The organism is Mycobacterium sp. NBC_00419, assembly GCF_036023875.1.
Classification (GTDB): domain Bacteria; phylum Actinomycetota; class Actinomycetes; order Mycobacteriales; family Mycobacteriaceae; genus Mycobacterium.
In genome coordinates this window covers 1,404,828-1,417,869 of record NZ_CP107931.1, presented here as the reverse complement: position 1 = coordinate 1,417,869, position 13,042 = coordinate 1,404,828, and the positions used below count along the sequence as shown (strand labels likewise).

10 protein-coding genes are annotated in these 13,042 nt (G+C 66.4%); 2 read left to right on the top strand and 8 right to left on the bottom strand.

The window, feature by feature from the left end:
* Nucleotides 1-5 precede the first annotated feature (5 nt).
* Nucleotides 6-623 (bottom strand): TetR/AcrR family transcriptional regulator, encoded by a 618-nt coding sequence (locus OG976_RS06435; RefSeq protein WP_328359446.1) that lies wholly within the window; start codon nt 621-623, stop codon nt 6-8.
* Between the two features lie 127 nt (nt 624-750).
* Between OG976_RS06435 and OG976_RS06430 the strand changes: the two genes are divergently transcribed.
* Nucleotides 751-1,923 (top strand): aromatic ring-hydroxylating oxygenase subunit alpha, encoded by a 1,173-nt coding sequence (locus OG976_RS06430; protein WP_328359443.1) that lies wholly within the window; start codon nt 751-753, stop codon nt 1,921-1,923.
* Between the two features lie 24 nt (nt 1,924-1,947).
* Here OG976_RS06430 and OG976_RS06425 read toward each other — a convergent pair whose 3' ends face one another.
* The 3 genes from OG976_RS06425 to OG976_RS06415 all read right to left on the bottom strand — a co-directional run bounded on the left by OG976_RS06425 (nt 1,948) and on the right by OG976_RS06415 (nt 6,098).
* Nucleotides 1,948-3,312 carry a wax ester/triacylglycerol synthase domain-containing protein gene (locus tag OG976_RS06425; RefSeq protein WP_328359440.1) on the bottom strand — a complete coding sequence of 455 codons (1,365 nt, stop codon included), beginning with the start codon at nt 3,310-3,312 and terminating at the stop codon, nt 1,948-1,950.
* Between the two features lie 110 nt (nt 3,313-3,422).
* The gene (locus tag OG976_RS06420) at nt 3,423-4,781 is read right to left on the bottom strand and encodes an LLM class flavin-dependent oxidoreductase (RefSeq protein ID WP_328359437.1); all 1,359 of its coding nucleotides are present in this window, start codon (nt 4,779-4,781) and stop codon (nt 3,423-3,425) included.
* An 87-nt stretch (nt 4,782-4,868) separates the two neighbouring features.
* Complete coding sequence (locus tag OG976_RS06415) at nt 4,869-6,098, bottom strand: acyl-CoA dehydrogenase family protein (RefSeq protein ID WP_328359434.1); 1,230 nt, start codon at nt 6,096-6,098, stop codon at nt 4,869-4,871.
* Between the two features lie 119 nt (nt 6,099-6,217).
* Here OG976_RS06415 and OG976_RS06410 point away from each other — a divergent pair, with 119 nt between their 5' ends.
* Nucleotides 6,218-7,480 carry an alpha/beta hydrolase gene (locus tag OG976_RS06410; protein WP_328359431.1) on the top strand — a complete coding sequence of 421 codons (1,263 nt, stop codon included), beginning with the start codon at nt 6,218-6,220 and terminating at the stop codon, nt 7,478-7,480.
* Here the strand turns inward: OG976_RS06410 and OG976_RS06405 are convergent.
* From OG976_RS06405 to OG976_RS06390, 4 genes are all read right to left on the bottom strand, one after another.
* The gene (locus OG976_RS06405) at nt 7,470-9,128 is read right to left on the bottom strand and encodes an ABC transporter family substrate-binding protein (RefSeq protein WP_328359428.1); all 1,659 of its coding nucleotides are present in this window, start codon (nt 9,126-9,128) and stop codon (nt 7,470-7,472) included. The two genes, OG976_RS06410 and OG976_RS06405, sit on opposite strands and share 11 nt — an antisense overlap.
* A gap of 67 nt (nt 9,129-9,195) precedes the next feature.
* Entirely contained in the window at nt 9,196-11,037 is a 1,842-nt protein-coding gene (locus OG976_RS06400) for an ABC transporter ATP-binding protein (RefSeq protein ID WP_328359426.1), read from the bottom strand.
* The gene (locus OG976_RS06395) at nt 11,034-11,951 is read right to left on the bottom strand and encodes an ABC transporter permease (protein WP_328359423.1); all 918 of its coding nucleotides are present in this window, start codon (nt 11,949-11,951) and stop codon (nt 11,034-11,036) included. The genes OG976_RS06400 and OG976_RS06395 overlap by 4 nt, the downstream gene beginning before the upstream one ends.
* Nucleotides 11,948-12,925: an ABC transporter permease gene (locus tag OG976_RS06390; protein ID WP_328359420.1), complete on the bottom strand. Its 978-nt coding sequence runs from the start codon at nt 12,923-12,925 to the stop codon at nt 11,948-11,950. Before OG976_RS06390 ends, OG976_RS06395 begins: the two co-directional genes overlap by 4 nt.
* Between the last annotated feature and the right edge of the window lie 117 nt (nt 12,926-13,042).

Here is a 13,042-nt window from a genome sequence, read left to right as displayed (position 1 = left end):
TCGGGTTACCCGGCCGGGATCGGCTTGCTTGACCGTTCGTTGACTGCCGGTGCGATCCAACGCCGAAGGTAGGCGCGCAGCTCGTCGCCGCGGCGGGTCGCGTCGATGGGGTCCAAGATGAAGGACTGGAACGTACGGAGCATGAATTCGACGAGTTCGTCGAGATGTGGTCCGGTGAAACCGGTTGCGGCCCAATCGACGTCGAAGCGTTCCAGGATGGAGCGTCCGAACGAGATCGACAGGTCGGATGTGATGCCCGCGGCAAATGCGCTGGCTTTGCCTGGTTGCATCACCAATCCGAGGTACCGGTCATGGGGTAGCTGCTCGAGTGTGTAGGCGATCCCCTCGATCACGGCTGTCGTCGGGTCACTCAGCGTGCCGAGTTCGTCTGCCAGCCGGTCGAGGAATTCACCGACGGCCGATAGCGCTGTCGCCGCCAGCAAGGCGTCCTGGGTGGGGAAGTATCGGTAAACGGTCTGTCGGGTCACGCCCAACTTCGCCGCCACTTCGGACACGCTCACGGTGCCCCGCGCATCGATCGAGGAGCGCGCGGCACTGATGATCCGTCCCACCGCCTCCTCGTCGTCGATGGGTACGTCGCCCGCCCATCCGTGCCGTCGCATAACCACATCGTGTCACCTGTTAACCCGAGGTGGGTCCGCGGGCAGCCCGACGTTTCCGGCATTGGACCATACAGTTAGCCATTAATGTATGGTCAGGGTCCAGCCGTAAATCTCGGAAAGGGTAGACATGGCAGCTGCGGGAGATCATCCGGTCAGCAATCACGACATCGAGCTGACTCGTCGTGCGTTGCGTCACGCGATCAACAAGACCACCGACATGGCAGATCGGGAGCTGCGGGTGCCGCTGCACTACTACCGCGATCCGAAGATCACCGAAATCGAAGAGTCCCAGGTGTTGCGGCGAGTCCCACTGGCCGTGATGCCGTCGGCGCAGCTGCCCAATGCCAATGACTTCGCCGTTCGGTCCGTTCTGGGTGACTCTCTTCTCGTTACCCGCGACGGCACCGGTAAGAGCCACGTCTTCCTCAATTACTGCCGGCACCGCGGTGCCATGCCGGCCTGCGGCACAGGCAATGCTTCTCGGTTCGTATGCCCCTATCACGCATGGACCTACAAGAACACCGGCGAACTGTTCACCATCCCGGGTAAGGCCGGCTTCGATTCGATGGACAAGGGCGACTATGGACTCGTTGAGCTACCCAATGAGGAACGCTATGGGTTCATCTGGGCGGTTCTCACAGCTGGCCTTGCGATCGACCTCGACGCTCATCTCGGCGCTGTCGGGCCCGATCTGGAATTGATGAACTACAGCGGATACGGCTATCACGTGGAGAGGGAGTTCGAGTCCCAGGTGTCGTGGAAGGGCGCGCTCGAGGCCTTCGCCGAGGGCTACCACTTCCCCTTTGTCCACGGCGAGAGCGTGATCGGGCAGAACACGCTTCCGAACACGGGTGTCTACGACGAGTTCGGAAAGCACCACCGCATCGGATTTCCATTCAACTGGGTCACCAACCTCGACCAGGATCCGTCGGGATCGTGGGATCCGCATCAGAACATGGGCGTCATCTACTGGATCTACCCGAACCTCATCCTGGCCAACAGTCCGATCGGTGTTGAGATCATCGACATCCTGCCGGCCGGGGAGCCCACTCGGTGCACCGTACGGCACAGCTGGATGGGCCGAGTACCGGCGACAAATGATGAGATGCGCGCGGTCTACGACCAGGTGTACGAGGGCGTTCACGCTGCGGTGCGTGACGAAGACTTTACGATGCTGCCCCAGTGCGGGGAAGCTGTCCGCCACGGCCAACACGACCATATGATCATCGGCCGCAACGAGATTGGTGTGCAGCACATGATCAAGGTGTTCGCCGAGGAACTCGGCGTAGCCGTGCAGTAGGGGAAGCCGCCAAGTGCCTGAGCGTCAGTCGGCCAGCGCCAGCACCTCGTCGAAGCCCGCAACCAGGCAGTCGGCGAACTCCTCGAAGTCCGGGATCGCGCCGGTGTCGACGTCGATGCCCAGCGAGCAGGTGTCGACGTAGGTCAGCAGCGTCACGTTGACCGCCGAGCCGATGGTCGGGCCGAACGCATACTGCATGCGCACCTTGGCCCCGCCGAGGTACACCTGCACCGGAACGCCCGGCACGTCGCTGCACAGGAAGTCGACGTGTCGCAGCACCGAGCCGATGTACCAGCGCGGCATCAGGTTCAGGGCGCCGGCGATCAACTGCGTGTACGGCAACGACTTCTCGGTGCGGACCTTCGAGGTGCGCTCCCGGATCTCGCTGATCCGCTGCGCCGGGTCGGCCACCCCCGCCGGAATATCGAAGCGCATCAACCCGATTCGGTTGCCGCCCATGCCGTCGTCCTCGGTGCGCAGGCTGATCGGCATCGTCAGGTGTAGTTCGCCCACCGGCACGCCGTGCTTCTCGTGGTAGCGGCGCAACCCGCCGGCCACCCCGGCCAGGAACGCGTCGTTCAGTGAGCCGCCGCTGCGGTGTGCGGCTTCGCGTAGCCCCGGCAGCGACACCTCGTGGACGCCGAGTTTACGAACCAGGGTGCGGTCCTTCATCAGCGCCGAGCCGGTCTCGGTCACCGGGCGCACGGTGCGGTACACCGATGCGGCCAGCTCGCCGGCCGCGGTCGCGGTCTGCAGCGGACGCCTAATCGTGTTGAACACCAAGCGGGGAACGGTCTTGGCGGTCTCGGTGACAGCCTTGCCGAGAAGTCCGGCGTCGTAGCGCACGGCGTCGCGGTAACCCTCCAGCGGCTGCGGCGAGGTCCACACGGGCTCGTCGGGTATCGAGTCGATGGTTCGCGGTTCCTCGGTCAGGTCGAACAGCGTCATCGCGATCTGCACGCCGCCGACACCGTCGGTCAGCGCGTGGTGGAACTTGCACAACACCGCCGCCCCGCCGTCGTCGAGCCCGTCGATCAGGGTGGCTTTCCACATCGGCCGGGCCCGGTCGAAGTCGTCCATCGCGGCCAGCCGCGCCATCTCCAGCACGCCGTCGAGGGTGCCGGGCTGGGGCGCCGATACCCGGCGCATGTGGAAGTCCAGATCGAAGTCCGGTGCCCATTCCCATCGCGGGGGCGCCGGCGGCAGGGTCTCGACCACCCGCTGGCGGAACATCGGCAGGTTGCGGCTGACGATGTCGAACCGCTCCCTGACCAGATCCCAGTCCGGTGACCGGTCGAGGAGTATCACCGTCACCACGGTGGATCTCAGCCGCGGGTCGGACTCCATCGACCAGGTGAACGCGTCGGTGTTGCGCATGAATTCAGTCATTGTGTGCTCCGCCACAAACGTACGACGGCGGTCGCACCGCGCAGAAGATCACGCAGCCAACTCGGGACTTTGTCCCCTAACGAAGGTGCCCGATGGCGCGGGCGCCTCGACTAACCCGCGGCCTGCAGGCGCCGCCCGACGTTGGACTCCTCGGTGCTGCCCAGCCCCAGGTGGTCGCGCAGCGTCGTCCCGGTGTACTCGGTGCGGAACAGGCCCCTGCGTTGCAGCACCGGCACCACCGAGTCGACGAAGTCGTTGAACGTGCCCGGTGTCGAGGCGGACGACACCATGAATCCGTCGGCCTCGCCGGCCAGGAACGACTCCTCGATCTGGTCGGCCACCTGCTCGGCGGTGCCGACGAACTGCGGCAGCAGCACCCCCTGTGCGTACCAGGCGCCGACATCGCGCAACGTCAGGCTGTCCCGGTTGGCCACCCGGCGCACCGCGTCGAAAAGCCCTTGGGTTCCGCTGACTTGGACGTCCTCGACCGGGGCGTCGAGGTCGTAGCCGGAGAAGTCGTGGTCGGTGTGCACCGACAGGGTGATCAGCCCGGAGATCGGATCGGCTAATTCGTTGTGGTAGGCCTGCTTCTCCCGTGCGATCGACTCGGTCTCACCGATGAACGGGATGAACGCCGGGAAGATGAGGACCGTGTCGGGATTGCGGCCGAAGTTCACCGCACGCGACTTGATGTCGTCGTAGTAGGCTCGCCTGCCCTCCGGGGTCGGGTCGATCTCGAAGATGGCCTCGGCCCACCGGGCCGCGAAGTCCCTGCCGGTGTTCGAGGAGCCGGCCTGGATCAGCACCGGGCGGCCCTGCGGTGAGTGCGGGACGTTGAGCGGCCCGCGGGTGCGGAAGTAGCGGCCGTCGTGGTCGACGTGCCGGATCCGGTCCGGGTCGGCGAACACCCCGGACTGCTTGTCCTGAACCAGGGCGTCGGGCTCCCAGCTCGACCACAGTTCCAGGGTGGTGCGGACGAACTCGTCGGCGCGTTCGTAGCGGAACTCATGGTCGAGGTGGTTGTCGTGGCCGAAGTTCTGCGCCTCGCTCTGGGTCAGTGACGTCACGATGTTCCACGCCACCCGTCCGCGGGTGATGTGGTCGAGACTGGCGAAGATGCGGGCCAATTCGTAGGGGTGAAAGTAGGTGGCGGACTTGGTGATTGCAAGACCCAGCCGGGTTGTGACGGCCGCGATGCTGGCCGCCACGACGGACGGGTCCAGGGTGGCTGTGGCCTGCGTGCCACGGCGCAGAGGCTCGGCGATGCCGTCGCCGTATCGCACGGGTGCGGCCAGCAGATCGGCGAAGAACAAGAAGTCGAACTTGCCTCGTTCCAGGATGCGCCCGATCCGGTGGTAGTACTCCGGGGTCAGGAATGCCGGGTCGCTGGCCGGATGTCGCCAGGCGGCATGCGAGTGGGTGACCTGGGAGGCGATCTGGAATCCGCCCAGGTGCAGCTGTCGGGTCATGTGGTCTCCAAGTATGTCGAGATCGACGAAATGGTGGCGTCCACTTGCGATTCCCCGCCCATTCGTCGGTTTGGGCGAGGTGTGGGCTCAGAAGTAGGCGTTGGCAGGCACAGGTGTGCCGTGCAACAGGTTCTGCCCGATCACCCGCGCCTTGTAGGCCACCGGGTTGTGCAGCGTGATGGTGCGGACGTTGCGCCAATGCCGGTCCAGGTTGCGCTGACGGCTCGCGGCGCTCGCCCCGCCGAGTTCCAGCAGCCGGGTGGCGGCCACCGGGGCGACGTCGTCGAGGTGCACCTTGACCTTGGCCACCTTCAGCTGTGCCTCGGCCGCCAGGTCGGCGTCGGGAATCCCGTCGCGCTCGGAGTCGGTGGCCGCCTCGATCGCGGCGGCGGCGTCGAGCACCGCCGCGCGCGCGACGTAGGCCGTGCTGGCCAGCTCGCCGAGCAGCCGCTGGTAGAGCGGATCGTCTACCGGCGCCTCGGCCAGCGCGTGGCTGAAGCTGCGGTTCCGCGACCGCAACAGCTCGGTGCCGTCGTCGACCACGGTCTGCAGCACACCGGCCACCACGGCGTGGATGTAGAGCTGCAGTGACGCGTATTGCACGGTGGGCTGCGGCTGCGCGTCGTACTGAGCGTCCGAGAGGATCTCATCGGGGGCGACGTCGACGCTGGTCAGGATCGTGGTGCCGGTCCCGGTGCGGCGCTGCCCGAAGCCGTCCCAGTCGTCGACCAGGCGCACGCCCTCCCGGTCGGCCGGAATGATCACGGTGGCCACCGAGTCGTGGTCGGTGGTGGCGGTGACCGTCAGATAGTCGGAGAACAACGTGCCGGTGCTGTAGTACTTCTCGCCGGTCAGCCGGAAGCCGCCGGGAATCGGCAACAACCGGGTGTTGAACACCAGGCTACCGACGGCGTTGGACCCCTTCTCGCTGAACGCGTTGCCGACGATCTTGCCCTCGGCAACCTTGGCCAGCCACTGCCGTGACCGCTGGTCGCTTCGCTCCTGCCCTCCGCCGAGGGTGCGCAGCCGCTCTTCGACGAACCAGAAATGAGTTCGGAAGATATGCGCCACAATGGGATCGGCGGCCGCAACGTCGATGATCGTGGAAAATAATTGACGCACAGTAAAATCCGCGCCGCCGAGCTCAGCGGGCAGGCGCAGCGTGCCGAATCCGGCGCGCTTCAGTGCATCGACTTGGTCAAAAGGGTTCTCGTCATTGAGATCTCGGTCTTTGGCGCCAGACCGGATATTGGCGAGTAGTGCGGTGAACTCAGGGGTTCCGGGGAGCAGACGGTTGAGGGGTTCGACTGTGGTCATGTCCCCGTTGTACCGACGGGGCAGGCGGTGGGGCACTGCTTTGGATCACCCCGAACCGAACCGCGCATTCCATTCCCCAGCGCGGCAAGGCAGAATCGAGGCATGCGAGGCCGCCACGGATGACGCTCAACTCCAAGCGCCGCCGTGCCCACGAGAAACTCGCCGCACTGCCGGGGGTACGACCGGTCCGCCGCCCGGTGACACCGGCCGGAACCGACGAGTTCGACCTCTACTACGTGCGCACCGGCCGCAAGACCAAGCATCCGGTCGTCATCATCCCTGGTGGGCCGGGTGCGGCCTCGATCGCGCTCTACCGCGGCCTGCGCAGGCGTGCCGCCGCCGAGGGGCTCGACGTGATCATGATCGAGCACCGTGGCGTCGGAATGTCGCGCCACGACGACTCCGGTGCCGACCTGCCGCCCGAGGCGCTGACCGTCGAGCAGGTTGTCGACGACGTCGCCGCTGTCCTCGACGACGCCCAGGTCGACAGCGCACTGATCTACGGCACGTCGTATGGCACCTACATCGCCGCCGGGGTCGGGGTGCGTCACCCGAACCGGGTGCACGCCATGATCCTGGACTCGCCGCTGCTGGCCGGGGACGACATCGAGGTGGTGCGCCGTGCCCTGCGCACCGTGTTGTGGCATGGCGAGGAGCCCGAGACCAAGGACCTCGCGGGCAAGGTGCGCCGACTTGTCGACGACGGTGTCATGACCCCGGCCGCCGCCCAGCTCGCTGCGGCGGTGTACGGCTTCGGCGGGGCGCCGCTGCTGGACCGCCAGCTCGACCTGCTGCTGCAGGGACGCCACCTGTTGTGGAGCGGGATGGGCCGGGTCGCCGAGCTGATGGTCGGCCGAAAAGCGCCCTACCGCAACGAAACCGATCTCGTGGGCCGCATCGCCTACCGTGAGCTGAACTATGCCGGCATCCCCGACGGCGGGCCGCTGGACCCCGCGCTGGCGATGCGCGACTTTGCCTCCGGTGACGTCCAATTCGTCGCCGAACCGTTCGACCTCGTTGCCGAGATGCCGAGGTTCACCTGGCCCACCGTCGTCATCTCCGGTGGCCGGGATCTGACCACGCCGCCAGCGGTCGCCGACCGAGTCGCAGGCCTCATCCCGGGTTCGGTCCTGGTGCGGCTGGCCACCACGGGGCACAGCGTTCTCGACAGCAAGGAGCGGGCGGCGCTGCGCATCGTGTCGGTGGTCTCGGCTGGTCGGGCGGCCAGCCTGCCCCGTCAGGCCACTGCCCTCGACGCCATGCCGACCCGGCCCGCCCTGCGCCTGATGGTCTCGGCGATCGGGACCGCGGCGCGTATCGAGGCGGCGTTACCCGAGGTGGTGCCCAAGCTGGTGGGCAAAGCCCAGCGCGTTACTTCGTGAAGCCGATCGCGCTGTAGTTCAGGTCGCCGAGGCCGGCCGGCCCGAAGTTGGCCAGATTGCTGCGCACCGCGACGTTGCCGGCGGACTGGAACAGCGGCAGGCTGAACACCTCGCCCCAGATCAGCTTGTCTACCTCGTTGGCCAGTGTGCGGGCCTTGTCGGGATCCAGTTCGTCGAGCACTTCCTCGACCTTGGCGTCGATCTCGGGGCTGCTGATCTTGCCGAAGTTGCTTTCGGCTCCGGTGGTGTAGATCTGGTTGAGGCAGCACAGCGCGAATGCGTCGGCGACCCAGGAGAACTGGGTGATGTCGAAGTCCCCGACGTTGACGTAGTTGGTGAAGAACCCGTTGCCGGGCTTGGCGTCGATCTCCAGCTTCACCCCAATCTGGGCCAGGCTGTTCTGCGCGACCAGCGCGACCTGCCTGGTGGTCTGCGAGTCGTAGAGCACGTCGCGGATCACCAGTTGCTTGCCGTCCTTTTCCCGGAACTGGCCATTGAGTTTCCAGCCCAGCGCGTCGAGTTCGGCCGTGGCCTTCTCCGGGTCGTAGGCCACGACGGCGCTGTTGTCCTGGTAGCCCTTCTGCCCGGCGACGAAGATGTGGTTGTTGAGCGGCACCGGCTTGTCGACCAGTCCGCGCTGTGTCACGTCGGCGATGGCCTGGCGGTCGATGCCCTTGGCGACGGCCAGCCGCAACGCCTTGTCCGACAGGATCGCCCCGGGCGCACCGTTGAAGGTGAAGTGATACCAGCTCAATCCGGGCGTACGACGAACCGAGATCCCCGCGGTGCGACGGGCGATCGTCAGCTCGTCGAGCGAGCCGAGCCCGGTGGCGTCGATGGTGTTGTTCTGCAGCGCCGGGATGCGCGCCGCGTCATCGAGCACCAGGTAGGTGATCGAGTCGAGTAGCGCCCGCGTGCCCCACCATTTGGGATTGCGGGTCAACACGATTCGCTGCGCCGTGCGGTCAAGCGTGGAGACCACGAACGGGCCCGCCGACGGTCCCGGACCGCTGAGCTGACCCTTGTTGAACACCTCGGGGCTGGCGGTCATGGACTTCGGCAGGAGCATCGTGTTGCCGGCGAACATTCCGCGCCACTCGGCGTACGGCTTGGCGAAGGTGACGATCGCCTGCCGGTCGTCGGCACCGCGGGTGACCGAGCCGACCCGGTCGCTTCCGTTGGGGGCCGCGATCGCGAACGCTTTGTCCTTGCCGCTGGTGGCGTTGATCTGGGAGGCGATGTCCTCCCAGGTGATCGGCGTGCCGTCCGACCACGTCGCCTTCGGGTTGATCGTGTAGGTGACGACCTGCGGGCTGGTGGATGTCAATTCGACGCTGGTGAAGTAGTCGGTGTTGACCTTCATCGACCCGTCGGCGGCGATGATGAACGCCCTGGGCAGGGTGGGCTTGAGCAGGCTGCCGGTGTCGGCCTCGTTGCCGTCGATGTTGAGGGTGTTGAAGTTCGACGGGAACGACGACAGTGCCAGGCGCAGATTGCCGCCGTTGCGCAGCGTCGCCGGGTCCTGCGGGTTGATGTCGCTGGTGGATCCGACCTCGGCATTGCCGCCCGCGGACGGGACCTCCTGCTTGCCGGACGAGCAGCCGGACACCACCAATGTCAGGGCCATCCCCACCGCGAGCAGACGCATAATCGCGTTCCGCAGGCCGTTCGAGTGCGATTTTGTGTCTGTTCGCGCGTGAGTCACGGGAACGATGCTAGCGGCGAGTCGGATCCGGTTGCGGGATAGCGGCCAGCAACTTCCTGGTGTACTCGTGCTGCGGGTTGCCGAAGATGTCGTCGGCGTCGCCGTATTCGACGATCGCGCCGCGGTACATCACCGCCACGCGGTGGGCCAGGTGCTTGACCACCGACAGGTCGTGGGAGACGAACAGATACGACAGGTCGAACTGCCGTTGCAGATCCAGCAGCAGGTTGATGATGCCGGCCTGGATCGACACGTCCAGCGCCGACACCGGTTCGTCGAGGGCCAATATCTTGGGTTGCAGGGCCAAGGCCCGCGCGATGCCGATGCGCTGCTTCTGTCCGCCGGAGAACTCCTGGGCGTAGCGGCTGGCGTCGGTGCGGCCCAGCCCGACGATCTCGAGCAATTCGGCCACCCGGGTGTCGATGTGGCTCTTGTCGAAACCGTTGGCCTGCAGGGGTTCTGCCAACAGGTCGAAGACGGGTAGCCGCGGGTCCAGGGAGGCGACGGGATCCTGGAACACCACCTGGAGGTCGCGGCGGAGCTCACGGCGACGGGCGGCGGTCAGCTCGGCGACGTTGTTGCCGAGGACCTCGATCGTGCCGTCCTGCGGTGCCTGTAGTTCCAGGATCTCGTGCAGGGTGGTCGATTTCCCGGACCCGGATTCGCCGACGATCCCGACGGTGCGCCCGCGCTGCAGGTCGAAGCTGATCCCGTCGACCGCACGGACTTCCCCGATGGTGCGGCGAAACACCACACCTTTGGTCAGCCGGTAGGTCTTGGTCAGGTCGCGCACGCTGATCACGATCTCGGGTTCGGCGTCGTCGTCGGCGGCAACGGGCTGGGTCGACACGCCGTAGATATCGGCGGCGCTTCGGCCCTCGACCAGTTCGGTGCGGATGCAGGCCGCCGCATGCCCGTCGCCGACGCTGGTCAGCGCGGGTTCGGCGCTGCGGCAATCGTCGACCGCCAACGGGCAGCGCGGGGCGAACGGGCACCCAGGCGGCAGGTGCACCAGTGACGGGGGAGCGCCCGGTATCGGCACCAGCCGCGAACCCTGCGGTGAATCCAGCCGCGGGACCGAACCCAAAAGCCCTGCGGTGTAGGGCATTCGGCGGTCCCGGTAGAGGTCGTCGACGCCGGCCACCTCGACGGCGCGTCCGGCGTACATCACCAGTGCGCGGTCGGCGAACTCGGCCACCACACCCAGATCGTGGGTGATGATCAACACCCCGGCACCGGTCACGTCGCGCGCGGTCTTGAGCACCTCGAGAATCTGGGCCTGGACCGTGACGTCGAGGGCGGTGGTCGGCTCATCGCAGATCAGCAGATCGGGGTCGTTGGCGATCGCGATCGCGATGACGACGCGTTGGCGTTCCCCGCCGGACAGTTCGTGCGGGAAAGCCCGGGCGCGCCGGTCGGGCTGGGCGATGCCCACCAACTCCAGAAGCTCCACGGCCCGCGTGCGGGCGGTCTGCTTGGACACCTGGGAGTTGTGCACCCGGATCGCCTCGGCGATCTGATCGCCGACGGTGTAGACGGGGGTCAGTGCCGACATCGGGTCCTGGAACACGGTGCCGATCCGCTTGCCGCGGATCTGCGACATGCCGGCGTCGGACAGGCCGAGTAGTTCCTGGCCGCCTAGACGCACCGAACCGGACACCTCGGCGTACTCGGGCAGCAGCCCGATGACAGCCATGGCCGCCGCCGACTTGCCCGAGCCGGATTCGCCGACCATCGCCACGACCTCGCCGGCCGCCACCTGGTAGGTCAACCCGCGCACCGCCTTGAGGTCCTCGGTGTCAGTGGGGAAGCGTACGCTCAGGTCGCTGACTTCCAGCAGCGGCTCGGTCATGTCCGCTTCTTCTTCCGGTGCCGCAGGTTCGCGCTGCCCGGGTCAAGGGCGTCGCGCAGGCCGTCGCCGGTCAGGTTGGCGCACACCAGGATCAGGACCAGCACCCCGGCCGGGAACAGGAACACCCACGGGAACGTGGTAGCCGACTTGGTGCCGTCTGCGATCAGGGTGCCCAGCGAGACGTCGGGCGGCTGGACCCCGAAACCCAGGAAGCTCAAACCGGTTTCGGCCAGGATCGCCACCCCGACGTTCAGCGCCGTGTCGATGATCAGGATCGAGGCCACGTTGGGCACGATGTGGCGGGTGATAATCCGCCAGCTGGGAACACCCATATACCGCGCCGCCTGAACGAATTCACGCTCGCGCAGGCTCATCGTCAGGCCGCGCACCATCCGTGAACTGACCATCCAGCTGAACCCGGCGAGCAGCACGATCAACAGGGCGACGTTGGCGGAGTTCTTGGTGCGCGGGGTGATGATCGCGATCAGGATGAAACTGGGCACCACCAGCAGCAGGTCGACGAACCACATCAGGGCCCGGTCGCGCCAGCCGCCGAAGTAGCCGGCGATCGAGCCGACCGTCGCGGCGATTGCCGTGGAGATCACCGCCACGCACAGGCCGATCAGCATCGACTTCTGCATACCGCGCAGGATCTGTGCCAGCAGATCCTGGCCGAGGGCGTTGGTGCCGAACCAGTGCTCGGGGGTCGGGGGTGATTGCAGGTTGTAGAAGTCCAGCTCGGTGTAGGACCAGGGCAGCAGCGGCGGCAGGGCGTAGCAGCCGACGAACAGCAGCACGAGCACCACCAGGGATGCCATGGCCAGCCGGTTGCGCGCGAAGCGGCGCAGCACCAGGGTGCGTCGCGACGCGAACTCCTCGGGCTTGACGCCGGTTTGCGCGGTGGTGTCGGTCATGTCACCCGCACCCGGGGGTCGAGGATCGCGTAGATGACGTCGGACAGCAGGCCCGCCAACAACACCACCGCGCCGGAGAACACGGTGATCGCCGCGACGATGTTGGTGTCCTGGGTGGCGATACCCTGCACCACCCACTCACCCATGCCGTGCCAGCCGAAGATCTTCTCTACGAACACCGCACCGGTGACCAACCCCGCGACACCGTAGGCGAACAGCGTCGCCATCGGGATCAGGGCGGTGCGCAGGCCGTGCTTGAACAACGCCTGCCGGCGGGTCAGCCCTTTGGCCCGTGCCGTGCGGATGAAGTCCTGACCCAGCACGTCGAGCATCGCATTGCGTTGGTAGCGGCTGTATCCGGCGATCGCTGTCAGCGCCAGCGTGGTGGTGGGCAGGATCAGGTGCTGCAGCCGGTCGACGAACTGGTTCCACGGCCCGCCGACGGCGTCCGGGGAGGTCTCACCGGTGTACTCGAAAAGCTGAACCCCCAGAACGGAATTGACGTTGAGGGCCGCCAGGATCAGCAGGTTGGCGATCACGAACGTCGGTGTGCTGATCACCAGCAGCGACAAGAAGGTGATGACGCGATCCGATAATCGGTATTGGCGGATCGCACCCCAGGCTCCGACCACCACACCGATCACGGTGCCCAGCACCGAGCCGATCACCAGCAGTCGCAGGCTCACCCCGATTCGCCGCCACAACTCCTCGGAGACCGGCTGACCGTTGACGGTGGTGCCGAAGTCGCCCTGTACCGCACCTGCCACCCAGTGGGCATAACGCAGCGGAATCGGCTTGTCGAGGTCGAGTTCGGCGGCCTTGGCGTCAATGACCGCCTGCGGCGGGCGCGGATTGCGCTGCAGCAGGCTGTTGAGCGGGGCGAACGTCAGCGACGTCAGGGTGAACGTCAGGAACGAGGCCAGTGCCAGCAACACCAGATAGTTGAGCAGGCGGCGCGCCAGGAATCGCGTCATGCGCGCGTGCCCAGCCCTGACTGCATGCAGCACAGGGTAGGAGATGGTGGCCGATTCCGACGACAAGAGCGCGACACGCCGCAGGTTTGCCGCCCCCGGTACGCGGTTAACCGACAT

Coding starts and splice junctions, on each gene's coding strand:
- OG976_RS06430 (WP_328359443.1), top strand. CDS start 751: ATGGCAGCTGCGGGAGATCATCCGGTCAGCAATCACGACATCGAGCTG.
- OG976_RS06390 (WP_328359420.1), bottom strand. CDS start 12,925: ATGACGCGATTCCTGGCGCGCCGCCTGCTCAACTATCTGGTGTTGCTG.
- OG976_RS06405 (WP_328359428.1), bottom strand. CDS start 9,128: ATGCGTCTGCTCGCGGTGGGGATGGCCCTGACATTGGTGGTGTCCGGC.
- OG976_RS06410 (WP_328359431.1), top strand. CDS start 6,218: ATGACGCTCAACTCCAAGCGCCGCCGTGCCCACGAGAAACTCGCCGCA.
- OG976_RS06435 (WP_328359446.1), bottom strand. CDS start 623: ATGCGACGGCACGGATGGGCGGGCGACGTACCCATCGACGACGAGGAG.
- OG976_RS06425 (WP_328359440.1), bottom strand. CDS start 3,312: ATGACTGAATTCATGCGCAACACCGACGCGTTCACCTGGTCGATGGAG.
- OG976_RS06415 (WP_328359434.1), bottom strand. CDS start 6,098: ATGACCACAGTCGAACCCCTCAACCGTCTGCTCCCCGGAACCCCTGAG.
- OG976_RS06395 (WP_328359423.1), bottom strand. CDS start 11,951: ATGACCGACACCACCGCGCAAACCGGCGTCAAGCCCGAGGAGTTCGCG.
- OG976_RS06420 (WP_328359437.1), bottom strand. CDS start 4,781: ATGACCCGACAGCTGCACCTGGGCGGATTCCAGATCGCCTCCCAGGTC.
- OG976_RS06400 (WP_328359426.1), bottom strand. CDS start 11,037: ATGACCGAGCCGCTGCTGGAAGTCAGCGACCTGAGCGTACGCTTCCCC.